This window comes from Methanothrix sp. (genome assembly GCA_029907715.1).
GTDB lineage: Archaea > Halobacteriota > Methanosarcinia > Methanotrichales > Methanotrichaceae > Methanothrix_B.
The window spans coordinates 1-20160 of the sequence record JARYLI010000004.1 but is presented as its reverse complement, the minus strand read 5'-3'; the positions used below and the strand labels follow the sequence as shown (position 1 = coordinate 20160).

The window sequence follows — 20160 nt, the reverse complement described above, 5'->3', positions numbered from 1 at the left end:
CCACGCTAATCTGCTATTCAGCTCCATGATGTCTGCCCGACAACCATCACCGCAACATAGTCAGACGATGCAGATTCAGGGATGATATTGAACCCGGAAGAGGTCGGGTTGTCCCATGCCAGACCCAACGAAGCAGACGCTCCCTTGTGTGATATGAACACAAGATATTCGTCGTCATACCACTCTTCATCGCCAAGACCGATTGCTCCGTAGCCGACTTCTCCATTGGGTAAACCGCAGAGCGTGTTCAGCGTACCGTTACCTGCAAGCACTCTGCTGAGTCTGCCCGCAGTATCGCTCGTGATCGTGAGAACTCCGTTAACCACGCTCGCTGTGCATCCATCTATATCTTTGTTGATCAGCGCGGCAATTTCCGCTGGTGTAACCGCTTTAATGTCGGCACAGTCACCCGTGCCGTCGGTATCAGTTCCGTAATCAGGCCCGATCTTGAGTTCGTCACAGCAATCGTGATCTGCGGCATGTGTTATGCGGATCTTCGAAGAGGTGCCGAGTGTGGGGCTGGCTATCACGTAGTGGTCTGTGTCAAACGCAACCGTGACGCCTGATTTCTTGCCGCCCAGCGCTCTTATCTTGGCCTGCATCTCGGTTGCAATTTTAGCGCCTGTGTCGCATCCAGTCCAGTCACATGTTACTGTCTCAGCTGTGTCGCCATCCACGGATATCTTGAACTTATTATCTACCTCCCCAGTCATGTCTGTAGATGCGCCCGAGCCGCCTGTGTGGTATCCGGCGGTACAGTGCAGCGTTGCCGTCTGTACAGAACCATCATCTATAGTGAGTTTGATTGTCCCGCCGTTGCCGACTGCACTCATGTCAACAGCCGAACTCATACCGGTGATCTGAGCTGCAGTATCATCTGTGAAGGAAATTGGTGTTTTACCCCAGCCGTTAAGCTGAATGAGTGCACTGAGGACACGTGGTGGCCATCGGACTGGCAGCAGTGCTGAAATTGCGTTCAAATCGTCTGCAGTCGATGTAACTTTTGTGAGCTTTCCGGTCTCGTCTGGCAGGTGCAGTTCCCTGATCTCTGCTCTACGTGTATATAGCGAATCAAGCTTTGTCTTGCCCCAGAGAGTCTCAAATATCCTCATCGCCTGACCTCCTCATGTTCGTCTTTCTCACTCCCTCGGATGGATACACAAATCCGCCTGCGATTAATCTGTCAAGAACATCTGCAGGTATGCTTGCTGCTTCCTTAGAAGGGATGACCTGACCCCGAGCATAAACTCTCAGGGTCTTGCCATCATGCCGCTGGAAGCGTCTCACTACAACATATTCCATCCGGATCGCCCTCATGCGATTGCGTTCTTCATGAAGAGCCCAGCATCCGGCGCGACCACCACGGGGCACCAGCACTGGAATCCCTGGTAGTAGGTGGTGTGCGAGTGCAGATCAGGCACCTGCGTAATCGCGGTATCAAACCCTCCCAGGGGCTCGTTGAACGAGAGGTTCATCGCAGCGATTGTCTTCATGGGTCCCGGGGTGGTGACATATCCCAACCACATGTGTTTCCCGAAGATCCAGTCGAGCTCGACCTCGGATCCAGGCGGCGATTTGTTGTACATTGCAGATGCTACTATGATCTGATCAACATCGAGCGCCTGAGCGATCATCTGCTCGTTCAGCTTCGTCGGCACCTTCTCTGCAGCCTGCGGGTTCCTGAACAGGCTGATGAGCTGCGGATTGATCCTGAGCTCCTCGTATACCTGCTCGCCCATGATGAGCGTGTTCGGCTTCACGCCAGACCTCTTCTTGATTGCCAGCTTGGCATCCTTGAACACCTGCAGCGGGTCTGAATCAGCATCGTTGAACTGCCGGAATGTCAGACCGGTCACCTGTTCCTCGGTACCGGTCTCACCACTCGATACACCAGTCCAATCGATACCCCACACACCCTCCTTGAAGTAGGCGTTTGCGATGGTTATTTCCTTGTTGAGCTGCAGGACGTCTGTGACCATCTGCGTGGTGGCCATCTCAATCGGGTATCCCTGATCAGCCACAAACGGCAGGTCCGCAGGAAGCGGCATCTCGAACGCATACCTCTGGCAGACATAGCTGCCCGGCTGGTCAACCTTCAGCTCGCCCTGCGGTGGTATGCTGCCAGGCCGCCAGGTTCCAGCCTTGTTTGTGTATGCATTCTCCTTAGCCCATTTGGGGTACAGTCCTGCGATCTGGTTGACTCCGATCAGCGGGAACCACCGATCTGCTATGAAGTTGCTTGGCTCCTGCCTGTATGCAAGAGACCACTCGGACTCGAGCCTAGCCACGTGGATCTGCGAGTAATCAACGCCCTTGCAGACAACCTCACGCTGCAGAGCTGCTATCGTTGCCTTGTAATCAAGAGATGCATCTGGATGCATTTACGCCACCACCCTCACATACGTCGAGAAGAGCCGGATCGTTGCGATTTCGCCTTCACCGGCACCCACCTCGCACTGCCCCACCAGGATATCTCCATCGGCGGGGGTTGCAGCCACGACCACCCCTCCTGTAGTTACTTTTGCGAGATCGCCCGGTGCGAGCCCGCCGGCACCAACCTTTACAAGCGCTTTGCCCTTGTACTGGACGAGTGCGATCGTGGAGAACTCGGTTCTGGTCGGATCCTCGACCGGTCTGTTCGTCAGAACTCCAACCGGGAACCCGCCAGCATATGCCTTGACGGTCCTGGCTCTGGCCTTATCGAGCTCAACAAAGCAGTACTCGTACGCCGAGAGGTCGCCCTCGACATCATACGAGCTGATATCTCCGGGTACGGCCTCTCTGAATGGTGCTGCAACCTGTGTCGTGGCCATTTAGAGCACCCCCAGCTGGATCTTCATGGTGTTTGCTCTCTCCTCGGCGAGAACCGCTCTGGCCAGCTCCGGTCTCTCCCTGGTGATCTCCTGAACGGCCATTGCTCTGAGCACCTTCGGATCGCTGCCAGTCGAGCCGCTCTTTCGGATCTCGCTCATCCGCTTCTCGACGAGCGCATTGAACTCCTCCATTGCGCTGCCAGGAGCTGGCTGGCTCGATCCCAGCGGATGATAGAGAAGCTTCGATGCCTCCTTCTTCACAGCGTTCGCCTGCTTGAGCGTCTTGAGGATCGTCTTGCGGGCATCCGGAGGCACGTTCTCAAGCGACTTGAGAATGTCAGCGCCCTCCTCCGGTGATACCAGCTCGCTGAGATGTGCCTTTGCAATCTCAACGTAGCTCTTCCGCTTCAGAATCTCGTTCTGCCTTTCGAGCTCCTTTCTGAGCTCGCGGTTCTCCTTTGCGATCGGTTCCACAGCCTTCTGGATGATGTCCATGATGGCCGACTTGCTCACCAGAGCCTCGCTGTCATCAGCTCTGGCGTTCTTCGCCCTAGCGGGCTCTGTCGTCATTTTCTGTTCACCTTTGTCTTTACTTTTGAATACCAAAAATCTCCTTCCGTTTGCAGACTTTCCTACGAGCGAGACTTCGTCCAGCTCGAGATCTGATAGCATGTTCGGCATATCCACCTCACAAACTTTAGAGATAAGTTCAGTAACTGCTATCGCGCAAAAAAAAGCTACAAAGTCACATCGGTGTCCTGGTGCCGGTGCCGGCGATTGAGAATCCCGTGATCTCGCCGCGCTTCACGGCTGCCCAAAGCTCCGGATCGTGGATCTTCACAGCCATGACCCAGGATCCCTTCCGGACACGCTGGCCATTACACGTGAAATCAACTGGTGCAATATACGACTCTATGATGCTTGCTTTTGCGGGCCGCGTGTGCTCCACGCCGATTCTCTGTGATTTCATCATGAAACTGTGTGCGGCCTTGCGAATCTCCTCTGCACTCAGAATATCGCCCTGCAGATCCACCACACCGGGTTCAGATACGATACCATAGACGATCTGCTGATCACCCTTGATGATGGGGACCCTGATCGACTTGTAGCTCTTCTCTGCCACCGCGGCTGCCTTGTCCTTATCCTCGTCCTCAGTATCCTCATCGTCCTTCTGCAGATCAGTTTCACTTTCTGCTTCAGGCTCGTCTTTGTCAACCTCGTGCTCCTCTAAGACCTGTCGAATCTCGTCTAATATCTCTGATGCACTGGTTGATTCAGTTTCGTCTTCTTTACTGTCCTCATCCTTATCAACAGACATCTCTGCTGCAGGTTCTGGCTCCGAGGATGGAGGCGATTCCTGAGACTGAGAGTGCGACTCGCCCACAGGGCCGGCCTCCGCAATCCACTGTCTGAGCGCTTCGGTGTGTGTTTTCTCGTCCTCGTAGATCCTCTCCAGAATTTCCTTCAGCTTGGGATCGTCGACCTCCATTGCGATCTCCCGGAGCTCGTCGAGTCCTGCACTCTCCTCCTCCAGGATTGCATATGCCATGTCCAGATCCTCGTAATCTTTCTCTGTAACGTCCTCATGTTCAATCTCGTTCTCATCCATCTTACCACTTCCAAATTGAGGAACGTGAATGTCTGAATAATCGATACCCATGAGACACCTCAGCAGTATCGTTCAGCTCTTTTGCCAAGCTGTTTCAGCTCGATCCAGTCATCAACAAGAGACTTACCGCGCTCGATTGCCGCCTGCTGCTCGGCTTCAGGATCGGGCTCGCCCAGCTCATCACTCGAATAGGCTGGATACTCGTAATTACTGCTGAACCTGCGAGCCAAACCTGACACCTTTGTTTTTCCGCATATAACTGAGCGCTACCTCGGGATCGATCTTGAACGCCGCCAGATACTCCTCGCGGGTCATCTGTGTTCCCTGTGCAGTTACGTACTTGTAGCCGAGAACTGGATTGCCGATCCTGCCAGCCGGCATCTGCCATTCAAACCCGGTCGGTGAGATGCATCCCAGCTCTTCATCACTGGCGCCTGTATAAACTGGCACCACGTTGACAGCTCCACAAACAGCACAGACAAACTCCTTAGGAGGAACTTCATATTCAACTGCTGTACCGCAGTTATGACACTTCAATCTCATCTCAGAACCTCTTACACAAACTGTTCAAGATTACAGAAAAGCAAACAGGAAACCTTCTCTTTGTGGAAGCAGGAGAAAGTTATAGTATTCGTTCTCTCTTGTACACGTTCGTCATCGTTGGTCTGCCGATATGATCAAAGAGATTGAATCTGGCAAGCTCGGTTTGACCATCTGGAGTGTACATGATGAGCTGATTGTTCTCGATAACTCTGTTTCCTGCCGTGAAATCAGTCAGCTCGCCAATGTCCGCATCTACTGCAGCAACCTCGGCTTCGAGATCTGAGACTTTCTGTTCCAACTCAGAAACTATGGTTTCCAGTCCTGAGACAACCGTCTCCAGACCTGAGATCGCTGAGGCTATCTCGCTCAGCTGATCTGGATATCCACCGAACACCAGAACACCGTGCTTTGTTGATGTCCCGTTGCTGGCAATGTAGAGGTATTGCTTTAGTTCACCGGGCGTTTCAAGCTCGGGATCAAACTCATACTTGTACAGCCCAGTGGATCCGATCTCTGTCATTGAGTCGTCTTCCACCACCAGAGAATCGTCCGATAGATCATATACGGAGATCGAGACAGATTCACTGGTTTCGAATTCTACAACAATATATGCAGTTTCATCGTATGCGTATCGCATGATCACACCCACACCACACTGCGTGTTGTGACGTCCTCTCTGGCCAGAGGGCCGGAGTTTGCGCCCTGCTATTCTCTATCGCCTAACCCAGCTCCAGAATTCCCACTTCAGCGCTTATATCACACATGATGTTTACAGTATGCACTCCTGCAACTGGAAGCAGCACGATAGCATCTTTGAGTATCACAGGTGCTTCAGAGGCACTCGGGGTTTCTGCATCAAAATCGATGTAAATCCTAGCGGATTCTTCTGAATCGAGATTTGTTGTGAGAAGAATCTGTTTGGTGCCACTCGTTAGCGTATGTGCAACTGCACCAGAATCTATAGTGTATCTCGCTTTTCCTAGGATTGTCCAGCCGACATCCTGCACGAGCAACGCATTCCCTGAAAGTCGTAACCCGTGCCGCTTTCCAGTCTCCACATCAAACCCGTACATTGTGGATTGCATGATCGATTCCTCTTTTACTTTACGTTGAGCCCGGATAGTCCACAGGAATCAGGTAATGGATGCAGTGCGGATGCATGATGCCGTCATCGAGCGCCTCCTGCAACGACGGATAATCTTTAGACCGGCCCGAGATCGAGACAATCTTTCCAGCCCATCGACGGCACGCATCACATGTGTTCACCCTGACCTCCCGGGAAATGAGTGCGAGATCCTCCTTGCGGTGCAGCATCCCGTTCTGTGTTCCGAGATTGTAGAAGTCCCTGGATGCCGTCAGAGCAAGCATCTTGACATAATCAGACAGTCCGAGCCTGCGTCCCTCGACAGTCTTGTAACCCACAATCTTGCCTTTGAGACCTGAATAGTCGGGTTCACGGTTTGCCAGCTCGGCCTGGATGCGTCTCTTCTCGGCCTCGGCGATTACCTCTTCGATGTGCCGGCCGATCTGTGCGTCGAGCTCCCTGAAGCGGTTGAGCTCCTGAGTTGTTAACGCTCTGACTGCATCTGCATGCGGTCCCTGCAGCGTGCCGACTCGTGCGCCGGTAACGTAAAGTCCAGGCACGGCAACGCCGAGCCATGATGCTGCCTGTGCAAGAAGCATTCTCCGTATGCGATCTGTTTCCGCGCGGAGCCTGTCAGGGTTATCTATGTAGCGATCTATCGATTCCTGGATTGCCTTCTCGCCGCGCCGGTACATCTCCGATATTGATGCTGCAATCTCTTTGATCCTGCGTCGGATGTCCTGCTCGTCGCTTGATCGACGCTCGTTTGACTGACGAACTGCTTTCTGGATCGGAGACTCAGGTAGTGCTCGGATCAGATCCTCCTCAGGCCGGCCTGCGAGCATCCAAAGGATACGCTTTAGATGGACAGAATCGTACCCAAGCGCCTCGACTGTTCTCCAGAACCGAGGTGTGAGAAGCTCGTATCGTTCATTCGCGTCAAGATCAGCGTCCGTCAGGTAACCAGTCTCCCGGATCAAATGCAGGAGTTCAGAGTTCATAGTGATTCTGTTTTTGATCTTCTCGCACTTTATCTCCCAGTATCACATCGACCGCGCTGCGGCCGTTGAGAAGCTCATCGATCGGTCCCTCGTGGCCCTCAACCTCATCACGTACCGCGCTCTCGACATAATCCGGAAGCCCCAGATTTTTGATGATAGCATCACGGATTTCTGCCTGATTTCTCAGATCCCAGCCCACGCGTTCGAACAGGCTGAGAACCGCCACAACGTCCTGCGTGTTCAGCGGGACGAGCGGATCGTAGACGATACGTGGTCTGGGCTGGCCCTTCTCGAACTCGAACTGCGGGTTCAGATGGAACAGCTGCTTGACTGCCTGGCTGTTGATGGACTCCTGGAATGATGTGCATGTCGCAGCCACAGCTAACGTGAAGTTGTCAGTCTTGTCTCTGGAGAGCGCAAGGCTGCCGGTACCACCCATGCCGAGCGCCTGGAACTCAGTCATCGTCGCGATCAGTATTGCCTTTGCCTCTGCATCTATTGATGCAGTGATATGCCCGATGATGTCCGTACCCATCGACGGCTGCAGAAACCCGATCTTGATCTGGGGTTGACCATCAGGACCCCAGACCTGTGGAGTGATCAGCCATTTCTGAGTATCCTGCGTTATGTTCTCGAGCGTCTCCACAATGCTGTTATACGATGCCAGTGCGTCTGCGACCGCCGGATTGTCCGGATCAGATGCTGCTAGGACCGGAGCGTTGGCGATATTTGCAGGCACCTCAGCCCATGGTAATCCAGCGCCGCCGCGCTCAATGATGATATTTCTCAAATCTTCAAGGATAGTCTTTGTTCGCCATGCCCTCCAGACCGGCCTGAGAATCGATCTGCCCTCCGGATTGTCCTTTCCCGGTTCGGCTCGCAGGTTGAGTATTTTCTGGATCGGGATGAACGTCACACGCCAGTCGGGCGCGGCGAGCTGTGTAAGTCCAATAAGCCTGGTTACGTCATTCGGATCGTAATCCCAGTGAAGAATTGTATCCGGACTCCGAAATGAGAAGTTAGCCCATCCTATCGCACCATCGTCGTATAGCGATGAGTATCTCTCGTCGTCCTGTTCGCCCCGCCTTTCCTTGAAGATCTTCTCGAACGGCGCAAACCCGAACTGCAGCACAGGTTTGGCAGCAGTTGCAATGAATGTCTGCCAGCTGTGCCACATGTCATGCATGCATTGCTCTAAGAATTCTGCCGAACCGTTCGACTTGTTCTCGCTCACCACTGTATCCACATGCCATGTTGCTCTGCGAATGAACAGCGAGTATGCATTTAGAGCTGCGCCTACGTAGGCATCGTTCGAGCCCATCTGCTCGTATACAAGCCACAGCTGCCGGCCCTGCAGCTCTGGCAGGAAGTCTCTGCGGATCCAGCCTGGTAGATAGTACTGAAGACCGGACCGGCCGTACTCCTGGCCTACAATTTTGCGGCTCAAAGTGAACTTGGGATACCGTGATGGTGGTGATATGGTATTCGTATTATTGTCTGGCATGTGGTTAACCTGTTGTGATTATCCTGTTAGATGGTGACGCGATGCTTCTCCAAACCAGTCCTCGCAGCCGATAAGTATGCTCCGTTTAGTTGTCCCGCGAACTGTCAGGCGCTGGTCATCCTTCACGTCCAGCAGACATGCGAGACCCAGCGCCGTAACCATATCGTCATGCGTGCCGGGACGTATTGCGCCGTACGTTGCCTTTCCGCTCGACTCATCAACATCGATATCGAAATCGAGCATCTCCTGCGAAAGCTGCAGTGCCTCGGACGATTGTGGCAGATGTATGCGTTTGCCCTCGGAGAGCACCTGCAGCCTGCTCACAAAGTACGATTTGCCCACGCGGAGCTCTCCGCCGTCACGGACAAGTCGATCACCCGCCATGAACCGGCACGGCAGAACCTCGGCTGCGTTCTGGACTCTTGGTCTCAGCGTATCCAGGACAGCATCACCGACACCAGTCACATCGATCAGTATTCTCGGCTGGCGTGCAGATCTGTTTATCAGCCAGAACCTTCTGACAGCACGGCTGCATATGTCCTGGAGCTCCTCGACCTGATCGGGATATGATAGATCCAGATCCAGCCGCTTCAGAAACGGAACGACAAAATGTGTTTCCGATTGTCTTCGCTCGGCAATCGCCACGACAATCGCGGTCGGATCGTGACGCTTACCAATATCTATACCGATCCGGAGCTCGCCGTTGGTCAAAGGTCCCAGACCTCCACCTGCTCACGGAACATAGAATCTATATCCTCCCGCCGGAACACCTGCGTTTTCGCATCAAGAAACTTGCAGTTGTACTCCTGCTCGAACCAGTACGATCCCAGAACCCTTCGCTCTTCCTCAAGGAACTCCGGAGAGATGCGAGGACACTTCGATGCAGGAATCTCCCAGCGCTCCCATTCTGGGCCTCCGTTCGTCCAGGCTTCGTACCACCAGCCGCGTGTACCAAATGGTGTTGAAAGCGCAACCATCCGACCCTGCGAGACCGCCAGCATGGGCCTCACCGAGTAATAGAGATCGTCAGGCACCCTGGCAGCCTCGTCGATCACAAGCAAAGATACAGACGCGAACCCGCGAACAGTCTGCTCCTTGCCGGGCAGTGAAATTATACGCGAACCATTCTCTAAGACCAACCGAAGCGCTGTCTCAGATTCGGCTGGGATTGCCTCAGATGCACTCATATTCATGCGGTAGAACCGTATCACATTCCTGAACAGCTCCGCAGATTGCCGCAGCGTCGGCGAGAGGCACAGAATCAGGCTCCCGGGCCAGTACATCGCAGTGTGCAACGCCAGCAGAGCAACAACTGTTGACTTCCCGCTCTGGCGCGAGCAATTCAGCAGCAACCTTTTTGCGCTCGACCTCAGAACCTCCGCCTGCCATGGGTCCGGCTCGAAGCCAAGCATCTCCCGCGCCCATGAAGCAGGATCGAGCCGGTAGAAAAAAGTTACACTCGACCGCTGAACGCACGGATTACTGCCTCCTTAGCCTGTGGATACTGTTCCAATGCCTCGATAATCCGCCTCTGAACTTCGATCCATTCAGGATTATTAAACAGGACATTGATGTTCGTCTGAGGTTGAGCCGCGATCCGGCCTTCGAGCTCAGCCAAGAGCTTGATCTGCTCTCGAATTTCTTTCAGGTACTGAGCTGGCGAACCATATGCTCTGGTGGTGCCAGCCTGCTCTGCCATATCGAGCAGACGAATCGTTCGCTCACGAAACGATTTGAGCTCAGCCAGAAGGTTATCGGCTCTGGCAACCTCGTTTGCCCTAGATGCCTTGGCCAGGAGCTCCGGAACGTGTGACTTTGCGTGTCTATAGAGCGCTCGGTCAGAGACGCCGAATTTCGACGATATTTCCGATACTAAATCGCCGTGCAAGAGCTGTTTATCGATCTCGTCTCGCTGAGGGTGCTCACAGATGCTGCATTTCCTGCCCAACTCAATCCCTTTGCACCGGTTATTGACGAAAATTGCCGAAATTTAATCGAGATTACCAGTTCGTGGTTCGCAGCCTCGCCTTTCTGATACGATCCAGCTTCTCCTGGCAGATGCACAGGAGATATTCAATATCCTCCTCGTCCCAGTAATTCAGCACCTCACGCCAGTCGACATCACAAAATCTAATCATGCCATCCCCCACGTGCAGATTACGAGCCCGCACCTCTCGCACACCACCTCGCATCGAGCGTCCACCCTGCATGTGCCAGAGCACTCAGGGCATCTGATCCGCAGCACCATCTACGGAAAATCAGCCGACCTGGCTTTTTCCTTCCATTTGAGCCCGCTGTATCTCGCGAACCGGAACCAGTCTGCCTTTCTCCTCGGCTGCTGGTGCACGTGTAAGCCGCACCACGGACAGAACGGCCAGCCCCGCACGTCCCAGAGTATGATTCTGTTGCAGCTGGGGCAGACGAAGTCGATGATATCAAATCGGCTTGCACCTAGCACCGTCTTCCACCGGTACTGGTTCGCGGAGATTTGAGGCGTCTCCACTGGCGCTGGATCTGTCATTTCCAGCAGCATGATGTGAGACGTTACACTTAAAAAATGCATCGGTATCTGTCGATATACTTTTCCGGCGGATCCGGTCGCGCCTCGGATGTCATTGGCTGGCGTGGTATTATGGGGCAGTGATATAGTAAAGGTGACGGATCGATCGGATCACACGTAGCAAATTATCTCTTTGAGCCTGACCCCCTTGATCATGCACATATCAGCAATCTTGTCGAAGCTTGCACGTTGTTTCTCTAAAGTATCATATCCGGTTTCTATTGTTATAGAGTAAATTTTATCCCCAAGTTTTTTAACTTTTGGGCGTTTTTTCTCATACATATTTTTCAAACTATTCCACCTATGTATTGCTTTTTCGTTAGTAATATATGTAAATTGTAATTCAAACTGTGAGTAAAACAATGCTTGTTTTAGTATAATTAGATCATCTGAGGTACGTTTTTTCTCTGATTTTATGCCCTTAATAGTGTCCGGTATCTTTACTTTAATATAGAATTCAGCAGGATCGAAGCCGTATCTGTTTTGTAGGTATGAATCAACTAGTGGATCGTCGAACATACTTCCAAACCGGTAAGCTAAGTCTACAATATCTCTTTTATCAATGTTTATTTCTTTTATGATTTCATTGCACATCTTAAATTCAAGTTGCATTCCCTTTTTATAATGTATCGCGTGAAGCATCTCGTGTGCGACAAGAAATCCTATGAGTTCAGCATTATTTGGCCCGACTTGCAAAGGCCTAAGCTCAATGAAGAGTTTGCCATTATCTATATAGAAAAGGGCATACTGTGGGCACGAATGATTAATATATACTTCTAAAGGAATGCCTATGGGCACCCACTCATTATGGTAGAACTCGTTAAACTCAGGGATTCTGCATAATTCCCTCAATATCTCAGACGTATTCATTCCTCCGAGCATGAAAGGAGTCATACAGTTCTAATAATATTATACTTTCGCTCTTAAATATAGAGGACACACAAACAATCAGCTGGAAGCATAAACTCAGTCATCTTCTCCCACCCTCCTCGACGCCATCGATCACCTCGAACGTCACCACCCACACCGCCCGGTCCTCCTCCCAGGAGCCACGAATCGATCTCCAGAGCCGGATGAACTCCTCTCTGGAGCTGCACCCCTCGGCCCGGGCGTCCTCCTCCGAGATGTCTCCCAGCCTCTCCCTCCTCAGACCCGTGATGCGCACCCTGCAATGAGCTTCACCGAACAGGCGGGTCTTGACCTGATGGACAGACCCGACCCGGACACAGGGGCGTGACCACGTCCTGCGCGTCTGCGTCTTTTTGCCGCTCAGGATCAGCGGTATGAGCTCCGGCTTGAACAGCAGCATGCATCACCACCTGACTCCAGCAGCCCAATCGTCCATGTTGAAACCGAACGTCTCCTCGAGTCTCCAGTAAGCCCTGCTCATCAGCATCCAGTACCAGAACTGAGTAGCCTGGAACCCAGCGGCGTCACGCTCCTTTTCACGGAATACTGCCAAACAGATCCTCCCTGAGCTGGTACAGCGCCTCGATTATCTCCAGATCATGGATGTTGTACTCGCATATTGCCTCTAGATCGCCACGCTTGTACAGCTCTGCGACGTCTGCTCCCGAGAGCTCCTTCGGTCGGCCCAGCACCAGCATCGAGAGCTCGGAGAGCGTGAGCGGCATGTCCCATCTGAAGAAATGGTACAGATCGAAGTTCCGGGGGCTGCGCGCTGTAGGAAGTAGTCGACCGAGACCTTGCACACCGAGAGCCGCCGCTCGAAGTCGGAGCATAGGAAAGTCGAACGCAGTACCGTTGAACGTGATATACTTGCTCGGTCGAACGTCCTCGAGGTAATCTCTCGTTCGCTCCAGGAGATCCTGCTCGGACATGGTTCTCCCGATCAGGACCAGAGGAGTATCTCCCAGCGGCTTGAGCCCCACCGCCACGATCCGTGCGGTGCACGGATGCAGCGCTGGAGCTTCTTTCGGCTTCTTCTTGTGCGGAAAAAGAGAGCAGTATTGCTCGAGAACCTCCTGCTCTGCTGGAATCGTCTCGATATCCAGGATGAGCTCCATCAAAGCGCCTCCAATTACCGAAGTCCATCAGGAACCCATAAGAGTTCGCTGTAGTCCTTCGATTCCTTTTCATGAATCACGCGAACCTCGCCGCTCCGGAGCTTGATGCAGACCACAGCTTTGCACGTCTGCACGTAGATCTCCTCGATATCCTCATACGATACGCCCGACTCTTCGATCAGCCTCGAAGCGTCGATCGGCCCGCAGCAGCATCCTGCCGAGATTTTCATACGACTTCAACCTCCTCAAAACATCCTCAAAATCTCCTAAGAAGTAAACCATCTCATGCAATAGTTATGGTTTTAGGGGAACTATGGCACACCTCTCGTTTCCACCACAGTTTTTATATATCTCTTTTCGATTCCTTCTCCTTCTCCACACTAACTTATATTGTAACACGCGCATATTTTTCAGCGATCGTGTTACCAGCCGGAGGATTTGGGCCCAAATCCTCCAAAACCATAACTATTGCATGAGACGGTTTTACGTTCTAAACTTCACGCTGAAGTGTTCAGCCTTATCAACCACCTCTGCTTGTGCTGCTGATCCTTAACCAGCTTGAACCTCGGATCATCTTCAATCATAGCGCTGAGTCGACAGGCGTGGCTGTACGATATCCCGATCAGCATTGAAGCACGCTTGAACGTTACCTGCTTCAGCCCGCTGGAGATCATCGCCTGGTACAGAGAATCGAGATGCCTCGCAGCAGTCTTTGCCGACACGGACTCGTCGTGCTCGAGCTTCGTGATCCTCTTTCGATCCATGGCGATCTCAATCAGAAGAGATTCGTTTACACCATCAAGTTTCGACTCGAACTCACCGATCTTTGACTCGAGCTCATCGATCCTGGTCAGGATAGTCTCTACAAGCTCCTCGAGCCGGAGAAGACGCTCGTAGTCGGTGAGAGCGCTGACGGCAGATCCTGGAGGTGGAGCGGCGGTCATCGCAGCTCACCTCCTCTGCTGCTGATCCGTCGCATAGCTCTGCTCAAGCTCCTCTCTTCAGCAGTCCTCTCCCAGAACCAGTCCGGTACCTCTATGAACGACTTGAGCCTCAGCGATATCGACTTCGGGATCCAGTGCTTGTACACCACCGGTCCTCGGGCGATCTCGAGCAGGTACGCTCGCTCTGTCTCGCGCGTGATCTCTGCTTTCTCGACGTACCTTTTGCCGTCCAGAGCTCTGTACGTGGAGGTAGTGCCGAGCATGATCCGCATCACAGATCCCTCCAGTACACGAACTGGTTCAGCACCCTGCCAGGACCATGCACAACACGTCGTTTCTCCCTGGACACCAGACCCCACTGGACGAGCCGCGCGAGTGCTCGCTCGATGTTGGATCTGCCCCCTACTCCAGACGACATGACCCGCCCGAGGATATCAGAGAACGGTATCGCATGAGCTCTTCCTATGGGCACGGCTTCCTGGACCACATCGATAACACGGGGGCCGTATGTGACTGAGCTCACTCCGGATCCCTCCAGTACAGGTAGTGCGATAGGACTCCGGAAACTCTCTCTCGCCTGACTCTCCCGCACTTCCACAGATCTCTGAGAGCGACTGTGACGTGTCTTCTATCGATACACCGGCCTGATGTTCGCAGCGTCTCGTAGATCTGGCGAGATGTCCTGGCATTCTCCCGCCCCACCGGCACGCTCTGCAGGACGTATCCTGTGAGTGTCATGCCGGATCCCTCCAGTAGCAGTACTGGCCGCGATCTGGCAGCAGCCTCCACCGCTGAACCCTGCCGGACTTCCACAGCTCCTCCAGGGCCTGAGCGACATTACCACGAAGCGCAAAACCTGCAGACGTTATCCTTCTGCGGATCTCTGGAGCTCTCGCGCGGTTCTCCTTTCCCACAGGCACGAACAGAAAAACAAGCTCGGAGAACGGCTTGGTCAGCACATCCACAGGGATGTCAGGATACCTCGCCCGTCCGAGCTGGATCTCTCGCAGGATCTCCAAAGTCTTCCACGGCAGGATGAGCTGACTTCGTGACAGCCCCCTCGTGATCACACGCGCCTGAAGGAGCCTCTGGACTGCCTCTCTGGCTGTTTCTTTTGAGATCTCTCCAGCGTCCGAGCCGAGGACGTTCGCTATACCAGCGATGGAAGCTGACTTCTGTGAGTACAGGTACCATAGGATCTGCATCTCAGTCTCGTCTGGTATCCAGTCCAGCCCCAGCCGCTGTGTGATAATAACCCCGGCGTGGTCCGTCACGCCTGCTCACCTCCCGACACCCTGCGGAGCTCCCTGACACACTCCAGACGCACTGAATGCTCACCGTTGCGCTTCCTGAATCCCTGGAGATCTGCGATGAATCGTATGCGATCGCCTGGCCGGAGCTGCTCGAAGTCCGGTATCGATACGTAAGCGCGCCAGTTGAGCCAGACGTGATCCTCCTCGCCGTTTGGTATGCGGATGTCCCGCAGGAGCGCATGTCCTCTCCAGCCGCGATGCACGAAAGTACCCTCGACAGATATCGAGCGGATACCTCTGGAGAGGAGCGCATACAGATCCGGCTTCATGCCTGCTCCCTCCGGAGGATCGCCCCAGCAATTCTCCGGAACTCCTTGGTCGCTTCCCAGACGCTGACTCTGTTTCCAGATCGCGGAACAGGAGCGTAGCCCACCCTTCTGAGGTAACCGCGCTGCTTGAATCTGTGCAGAGCTCTCCAGCTCAGCCCGATCTCCCGGACGGTGAACGGCTCATGCGGAATCTTCCGGATGTCATCCAGATAAGCCCGCAGAAAATTGACCTCGCCTCTGGGCATCACCGCTCCCTCCTGCGCAGCAGCCATTCGATGAGAACCGCTCCGGCGAGCGCGAGGCCGTACAGCACCAGGAACACCAGCAGGGCGAGGACGAGCGTCGACATCATCCCCACCACCCTGGGACCCTCATGGGGCGGTACGGCGCCAAGCGGTAGCCCTCGAGCCTCGCCAGAACGATCTTCTTTCCGAGCAGCTTTCTGAGCCTAGGGGCCATATCCCCTGGCAGCGGTATCAGCAGGTCATCAACGCACGCGATGCACTCTCCGGACACAGAATCCGCGAGAACGTCCCAGAGCAGCCCGATCGCTAGCCCGCCCTCGCGGAGGCTCACGCGGTGCTGGAGCTCGACCCGCGAGTTCCCGGTATCCTGGCCGAGGAGGGTCAGACTTCCGCAGGCCACTTCCTCTCCCTGCATCCGGCAACCCTCCCAGGCGACTCCAGAACACGGAGAGCCCTGTCCGAGAGCTCGCAGTACACCTTACCATGCGCAATGCTCCGGTTGAGCCTGATAAACCCAGTAAAGTGCAGCCTGTAGATCCTGGCCCGGATTGCGCTTTCCGAGCGCAGGTCCCTGAGATCTCTCGCGACGTCGGATATCTTCAGACAGCGTCGCTTTTCCAGGATCCTCAGGATCCTCCAGTCGATCTCATCTAGCTCGTACATGCCACCGTCCCGGTGTCCCGGGGCCGGTTTCGAGAACAGGCAGGCTCAGGTCTGTTCTGCGACCGCTGCGATCGCAAAGACTTATATATACATCTACCACAGACCTTATACCTGCCTGGGCTCTGTTTCCCCTCTTGGTCTTGGCGGACGGTGAGGGTCTCGGCCCGGGCACTGACCTAGCTTTTGCTATCTCTGTGAAGTGTTCCATATTCATATGTATTTCTATGCCATGCGGGGCGAAAGTAATCATTTTCATACGGCTACCTCTGCTTCGTCATACAATCCGCCGAGGTCTGAGGGGAACGCTTCGCGAAGCGCCTGGACCAGCGCGACCTTCCGGATCATCGTAGCCGGCATCTGCTGCCAGCTCGGCGTGTTCTTCTGATACTCTTCAATCGAGACCTCAGCGACGAACGGATGGCTCCGGTCCTTGCGGTAGACCTTCGCCCAGCCGCCGAGAAGCTGCTCGTCCCGCAGCTTGAAGGTCCCGTCCCGCCGCTCGATCTGACCATCGCGGTTCAGAACGATGATCCCGGCCTGACAGCCGTCGAACGCAGGATGCCTCTCAGCCTTTTTTGTGAAAGCTTCCTTGCCGACAACCATCGTGGCCGGCTTTCCGGAGTATTTTATCAGGTACGCCTCTCTCCGGAACGGGTTCAGACCGGCGGACCGGCAGAGCTGCAGGAAGATGTACGCTTCCTGGTCCGTTGCTTCCGGGCAGAGGTACTTCTTGATCGTCTCCAGCGTCAGCTCCTGCGGTTCCGGCATCGGAGGCTGCACCGCTATGCTCTTCGTTCCACCGTTGCCGTTTCCGTTCCTCTTAGCGAGTCGCGCATCCTCCGAAGACGTGCGATCGACCGCTCTGGCGACCACCTTCATCAGCGCATCTCTCGCAGCAGCGTTCTCCCCGGAGAGCTCCCACGCTGAGCCGTTCCATGTAGCGATCACACCGCCGCGCTCGTGCGCGATCTCTATTCGATCCTCGCTCTCGGACACGAGCTTAAAGCCGGCGTCCTCGAATTCGGCAACCCATTCCAGGATCGCGTCCTTGCATGCTGCCTTTACATCCATCTCACATCACCTCGTAAGATGCGTGGCCGCTGGCGTGGCGTGCTGTGACAATATGACCTACAGAGGAAAAGAAGCCAAGAACCTCACCAGCGGCCATTCCGCTCTCAGAGTATATGCGAAGCACGCGCCTTATGGCACGCTTCGCCTGCACTCTCATCTTTGCGCATCTGGAGTTCCGGAGCGCCGCCGGAACGTCCACCATGCCGTCTGTGAGAGCTCGGAGCGCTAGAAGAAGCGCCTCGTGGATCTCAGGATGGAGCTCTGGCATCAGACATCACCTCAGTCCGGGCATGGAGCGAACTTCACATGAGGCCGCGCTGGCTCCGCAGGGTACATCGCATCCATGCGCCGCCAGAGCTCTTCCTGCTGCTTCTTTCGCTCGCGGAGCCATGCGCGAGCCTGCCGGACATGGTCGCAGTCAGAAGCTCCGCACGCGCGGCACTCCCAGAGCCAGCGGCCATCGCGCTTGAAATTGACAACCTCTGCGATTCTAGAACGATCATCGCCCCAGATCGTGATCACCTTTTCACGCGGGGACTTGTCGTAATATGTGAGCATTCTCATGCACCTCATGATATCATGTATGCTCATATGTATATATAGCTTACTACCATAGATATATTAGTTCGCATATAGCTCAAAAATAGGTTTATATATCATTCCATGTGCATATCTATTATCATGCAAGACAACACGAGCATGGATGATATCGTTATAATGCGTGTAAAAAGGCGCACTCGCTATAACCTGTCACTTATTGGGTCTAAGGCAGAGACATATGATGATATCATCCGACGGCTCATGCGCGAAGCCGGTTACCTGGACGAGCAGGACAATCTCGTCAAGCGGACGTAGGAGAGTATGGTAATTGCGATCAAAACTGATTGCAGGCACACTCATGGTGTTGATGGTTTGGTCATATGTTGTGTCAGTGAATGCTGCGCAGGAGATCATTGAACTTAAGAACTCGACATATAAAATTTCGATTGATTTGTATCCAATGCTTGTGAAGGATGTGCGACCGCCAGTCCATCAGGTTTACCTTCAGAATGAAACCGGCTTTCCTGATCATGAAGAAACAACATGGCTGATTATATTATTTGACGTGTCCGGTGCGCATTTATCACCACTGCAGCCCCCTCAAGTCGCTGCAACTATACTTGTGGAGCAGAAAAATATCTCTCTTCCAGATCAGGATCGCCTAATATTGGCAGGTGTAAGGCAGCAGACTATGTCACTTACACACTGCCATGATATATCAGTGGATAAATGCGAAATAGATGGATATCCTGCATGGTTTGCATATCCAGACTGCCCTGACAGCGACCCTGTATACATGGCAGGATTTGCGGTTTCTGATACTACAGACGTCTTTTTAACATCACACAAAGGATACTGGTTGTTCAAGCAATTATGCGATTCTATCCATATTCAAAGTTGAAGAGGAGGTTAAAAAGTAATGAAGTTACCACCTATGGCTATGCTTTTATTAATAGCGAGTATGGTGATGTCATTATGTGTAGCTACCACACCGAGCATTGTCCTTTGCATAAATGAAGACAAAAGAGTAAGCAGCTTGCCTTATTCATCTCCTCGAGAAGATAATGAGTTCGTGATCGTGACTGTTGCAATGAAAAACAATGGATATCCAGAATATTATTTATCTCCATACGATTTTAAGATAGTTACTGAACAAATGGTAATCAGTCCACGTGAAGCAACAAGATCTTTATTGGAGTTAGGATATAAACCCTTAAACAATAGCGTGCTATCACCTGGTCAGTCTGTTCTGGGGCATCTTGTCTTTGAAGTTCCAAAAGAGGCTGTAAATATTCGATTCAGATACTACCCGTATCGAGATGCAAATGTGGTATGGTGTGAACTCGATGCATTTCGTGGATCAGATACAGACACTACTATCACGATCAACACTACGACCCGTCACATGCTTGCAGAAATTGCGTTGCCATCAGAGAGCTGTGATGATATCATCCGACGGCTCATGCGTGAAGCCGGTTATCTGGACGAGCAGGGGAATCTCGTCAAGCGATCATGAGGGTGGTCAATGTCCAGGACGATTCTTCTGATTATAGGATTGTGGCTGACATTTTCCTGCATAAGCGCTGTCAGCGCGACCGATATCCAGGATCAGATAGAGGGCTGGAACATAACATTCTCGATACGTGATAGCATTGACGTCTCCAACGCAGTCGTCGGTCAGAACAGATCCCTCGACGACAGGGTCATATGGTATTGGTTATGCACATCTCAGGATGGTTGGTGTCTTGTCCAGATGGGAATATCCCTTTCGGGAGCTATCCCACATGTGGACAAAGAAACTATCCTATCCTGGGCCGATCAACTAAATATTCGAGCTAACCCGATTCTCAGCGAGATCATGCTCTTGCGCCGGCAGCCTGCGATAGAATGTACTGGAACGACTTTTTATCGCGGAGATGTGAGACGTGCAAAGATCGTGGTCTTCAGCCCAGATCCTAATGTCACAGTCTGGGT

36 protein-coding genes are annotated in these 20160 nt (G+C 53.3%); 3 read left to right on the top strand and 33 right to left on the bottom strand.

Annotation, left to right across the window (positions count from 1 at the left end; genetic code table 11):
- Window positions 1-17: 17 nt before the first annotated feature.
- The 33 genes from QHG98_03935 to QHG98_03775 form a co-directional block, all read right to left on the bottom strand.
- Window positions 18-1112, bottom strand: a complete 1095-nt coding sequence (locus QHG98_03935; GenBank protein ID MDH7596881.1) for a hypothetical protein — start codon at window positions 1110-1112, stop codon at window positions 18-20.
- The gene (locus tag QHG98_03930; GenBank protein ID MDH7596880.1) at window positions 1099-1302 is read right to left on the bottom strand and encodes a hypothetical protein; all 204 of its coding nucleotides are present in this window, start codon (window positions 1300-1302) and stop codon (window positions 1099-1101) included. The genes QHG98_03935 and QHG98_03930 overlap by 14 nt, the downstream gene beginning before the upstream one ends.
- Before the next feature lie 11 nt (window positions 1303-1313).
- Window positions 1314-2381: a hypothetical protein gene (locus QHG98_03925; protein MDH7596879.1), complete on the bottom strand. Its 1068-nt coding sequence runs from the start codon at window positions 2379-2381 to the stop codon at window positions 1314-1316.
- Window positions 2382-2813 (bottom strand): hypothetical protein, encoded by a 432-nt coding sequence (locus QHG98_03920; protein MDH7596878.1) that lies wholly within the window; start codon window positions 2811-2813, stop codon window positions 2382-2384.
- Window positions 2814-3383 (bottom strand): hypothetical protein, encoded by a 570-nt coding sequence (locus QHG98_03915; GenBank protein MDH7596877.1) that lies wholly within the window; start codon window positions 3381-3383, stop codon window positions 2814-2816.
- A 175-nt stretch (window positions 3384-3558) separates the two neighbouring features.
- Window positions 3559-4422 carry an XkdF-like putative serine protease domain-containing protein gene (locus QHG98_03910; protein ID MDH7596876.1) on the bottom strand — a complete coding sequence of 288 codons (864 nt, stop codon included), beginning with the start codon at window positions 4420-4422 and terminating at the stop codon, window positions 3559-3561.
- 207 nt (window positions 4423-4629) lie between these two features.
- Complete coding sequence (locus QHG98_03905) at window positions 4630-4965, bottom strand: zinc ribbon domain-containing protein (protein ID MDH7596875.1); 336 nt, start codon at window positions 4963-4965, stop codon at window positions 4630-4632.
- A 79-nt stretch (window positions 4966-5044) separates the two neighbouring features.
- Window positions 5045-5602, bottom strand: coding sequence for a hypothetical protein (locus QHG98_03900; protein ID MDH7596874.1), 558 nt, complete (start codon window positions 5600-5602; stop codon window positions 5045-5047).
- A gap of 82 nt (window positions 5603-5684) precedes the next feature.
- Complete coding sequence (locus tag QHG98_03895; protein ID MDH7596873.1) at window positions 5685-6038, bottom strand: hypothetical protein; 354 nt, start codon at window positions 6036-6038, stop codon at window positions 5685-5687.
- Between the two features lie 31 nt (window positions 6039-6069).
- On the bottom strand, window positions 6070-7029 hold the full coding sequence (locus QHG98_03890; protein ID MDH7596872.1) for a hypothetical protein: 960 nt from the start codon (window positions 7027-7029) through the stop codon (window positions 6070-6072).
- Window positions 7030-7039: 10 nt separating this feature from the next.
- A complete protein-coding gene (locus QHG98_03885) occupies window positions 7040-8497 on the bottom strand; it encodes a hypothetical protein (protein MDH7596871.1) in 1458 nt (485 codons plus the stop codon).
- A gap of 75 nt (window positions 8498-8572) precedes the next feature.
- A complete protein-coding gene (locus tag QHG98_03880; protein MDH7596870.1) occupies window positions 8573-9265 on the bottom strand; it encodes a hypothetical protein in 693 nt (230 codons plus the stop codon).
- Window positions 9262-9966 (bottom strand): terminase family protein, encoded by a 705-nt coding sequence (locus tag QHG98_03875; protein MDH7596869.1) that lies wholly within the window; start codon window positions 9964-9966, stop codon window positions 9262-9264. Before QHG98_03875 ends, QHG98_03880 begins: the two co-directional genes overlap by 4 nt.
- Window positions 9967-10007: 41 nt before the next feature.
- Window positions 10008-10502: a hypothetical protein gene (locus tag QHG98_03870; protein ID MDH7596868.1), complete on the bottom strand. Its 495-nt coding sequence runs from the start codon at window positions 10500-10502 to the stop codon at window positions 10008-10010.
- Window positions 10503-10554: 52 nt separating this feature from the next.
- Window positions 10555-10692, bottom strand: a complete 138-nt coding sequence (locus QHG98_03865) for a hypothetical protein (protein ID MDH7596867.1) — start codon at window positions 10690-10692, stop codon at window positions 10555-10557.
- 110 nt (window positions 10693-10802) lie between these two features.
- On the bottom strand, window positions 10803-11087 hold the full coding sequence (locus QHG98_03860; protein MDH7596866.1) for a hypothetical protein: 285 nt from the start codon (window positions 11085-11087) through the stop codon (window positions 10803-10805).
- A gap of 138 nt (window positions 11088-11225) precedes the next feature.
- Entirely contained in the window at window positions 11226-11996 is a 771-nt protein-coding gene (locus QHG98_03855; protein MDH7596865.1) for a hypothetical protein, read from the bottom strand.
- A gap of 88 nt (window positions 11997-12084) precedes the next feature.
- On the bottom strand, window positions 12085-12423 hold the full coding sequence (locus tag QHG98_03850) for an ASCH domain-containing protein (GenBank protein ID MDH7596864.1): 339 nt from the start codon (window positions 12421-12423) through the stop codon (window positions 12085-12087).
- A gap of 3 nt (window positions 12424-12426) precedes the next feature.
- On the bottom strand, window positions 12427-12576 hold the full coding sequence (locus QHG98_03845) for a hypothetical protein (protein MDH7596863.1): 150 nt from the start codon (window positions 12574-12576) through the stop codon (window positions 12427-12429).
- Window positions 12560-13141: a 3'-5' exonuclease gene (locus QHG98_03840; GenBank protein ID MDH7596862.1), complete on the bottom strand. Its 582-nt coding sequence runs from the start codon at window positions 13139-13141 to the stop codon at window positions 12560-12562. The genes QHG98_03845 and QHG98_03840 overlap by 17 nt, the downstream gene beginning before the upstream one ends.
- 14 nt (window positions 13142-13155) lie before the next feature.
- Window positions 13156-13371, bottom strand: coding sequence for a hypothetical protein (locus tag QHG98_03835; protein MDH7596861.1), 216 nt, complete (start codon window positions 13369-13371; stop codon window positions 13156-13158).
- A 267-nt stretch (window positions 13372-13638) separates the two neighbouring features.
- Window positions 13639-14085 (bottom strand): hypothetical protein, encoded by a 447-nt coding sequence (locus tag QHG98_03830; GenBank protein MDH7596860.1) that lies wholly within the window; start codon window positions 14083-14085, stop codon window positions 13639-13641.
- Complete coding sequence (locus tag QHG98_03825; GenBank protein MDH7596859.1) at window positions 14082-14357, bottom strand: hypothetical protein; 276 nt, start codon at window positions 14355-14357, stop codon at window positions 14082-14084. The genes QHG98_03830 and QHG98_03825 overlap by 4 nt, the downstream gene beginning before the upstream one ends.
- Window positions 14357-14608: a hypothetical protein gene (locus QHG98_03820; GenBank protein MDH7596858.1), complete on the bottom strand. Its 252-nt coding sequence runs from the start codon at window positions 14606-14608 to the stop codon at window positions 14357-14359. Before QHG98_03820 ends, QHG98_03825 begins: the two co-directional genes overlap by 1 nt.
- Window positions 14605-14823: a hypothetical protein gene (locus tag QHG98_03815; GenBank protein MDH7596857.1), complete on the bottom strand. Its 219-nt coding sequence runs from the start codon at window positions 14821-14823 to the stop codon at window positions 14605-14607. Before QHG98_03815 ends, QHG98_03820 begins: the two co-directional genes overlap by 4 nt.
- A complete protein-coding gene (locus QHG98_03810) occupies window positions 14820-15359 on the bottom strand; it encodes a hypothetical protein (protein ID MDH7596856.1) in 540 nt (179 codons plus the stop codon). The genes QHG98_03815 and QHG98_03810 overlap by 4 nt, the downstream gene beginning before the upstream one ends.
- Window positions 15356-15667, bottom strand: a complete 312-nt coding sequence (locus tag QHG98_03805; GenBank protein ID MDH7596855.1) for a hypothetical protein — start codon at window positions 15665-15667, stop codon at window positions 15356-15358. Before QHG98_03805 ends, QHG98_03810 begins: the two co-directional genes overlap by 4 nt.
- Window positions 15664-15912: a hypothetical protein gene (locus QHG98_03800; protein ID MDH7596854.1), complete on the bottom strand. Its 249-nt coding sequence runs from the start codon at window positions 15910-15912 to the stop codon at window positions 15664-15666. The genes QHG98_03805 and QHG98_03800 overlap by 4 nt, the downstream gene beginning before the upstream one ends.
- A 103-nt stretch (window positions 15913-16015) precedes the next feature.
- Window positions 16016-16327 (bottom strand): hypothetical protein, encoded by a 312-nt coding sequence (locus tag QHG98_03795; protein ID MDH7596853.1) that lies wholly within the window; start codon window positions 16325-16327, stop codon window positions 16016-16018.
- A complete protein-coding gene (locus tag QHG98_03790) occupies window positions 16294-16575 on the bottom strand; it encodes an Lrp/AsnC family transcriptional regulator (protein ID MDH7596852.1) in 282 nt (93 codons plus the stop codon). Before QHG98_03790 ends, QHG98_03795 begins: the two co-directional genes overlap by 34 nt.
- 252 nt (window positions 16576-16827) lie before the next feature.
- Complete coding sequence (gene bet / locus QHG98_03785; protein MDH7596851.1) at window positions 16828-17646, bottom strand: phage recombination protein Bet; 819 nt, start codon at window positions 17644-17646, stop codon at window positions 16828-16830.
- Window position 17647: 1 nt separating this feature from the next.
- Window positions 17648-17914 carry a hypothetical protein gene (locus QHG98_03780; GenBank protein ID MDH7596850.1) on the bottom strand — a complete coding sequence of 89 codons (267 nt, stop codon included), beginning with the start codon at window positions 17912-17914 and terminating at the stop codon, window positions 17648-17650.
- Between the two features lie 11 nt (window positions 17915-17925).
- Entirely contained in the window at window positions 17926-18219 is a 294-nt protein-coding gene (locus tag QHG98_03775) for a hypothetical protein (protein ID MDH7596849.1), read from the bottom strand.
- Between the two features lie 295 nt (window positions 18220-18514).
- Between QHG98_03775 and QHG98_03770 the strand changes: the two genes are divergently transcribed.
- The 3 genes from QHG98_03770 to QHG98_03760 form a co-directional block, all read left to right on the top strand.
- Entirely contained in the window at window positions 18515-19087 is a 573-nt protein-coding gene (locus tag QHG98_03770) for a hypothetical protein (protein MDH7596848.1), read from the top strand.
- An 18-nt stretch (window positions 19088-19105) separates the two neighbouring features.
- Window positions 19106-19702 (top strand): DUF4352 domain-containing protein, encoded by a 597-nt coding sequence (locus QHG98_03765; protein ID MDH7596847.1) that lies wholly within the window; start codon window positions 19106-19108, stop codon window positions 19700-19702.
- A 9-nt stretch (window positions 19703-19711) separates the two neighbouring features.
- Window positions 19712-20160 (top strand): hypothetical protein (locus QHG98_03760; protein ID MDH7596846.1); only part of this gene is annotated, 449 nt, incomplete at its 3' end.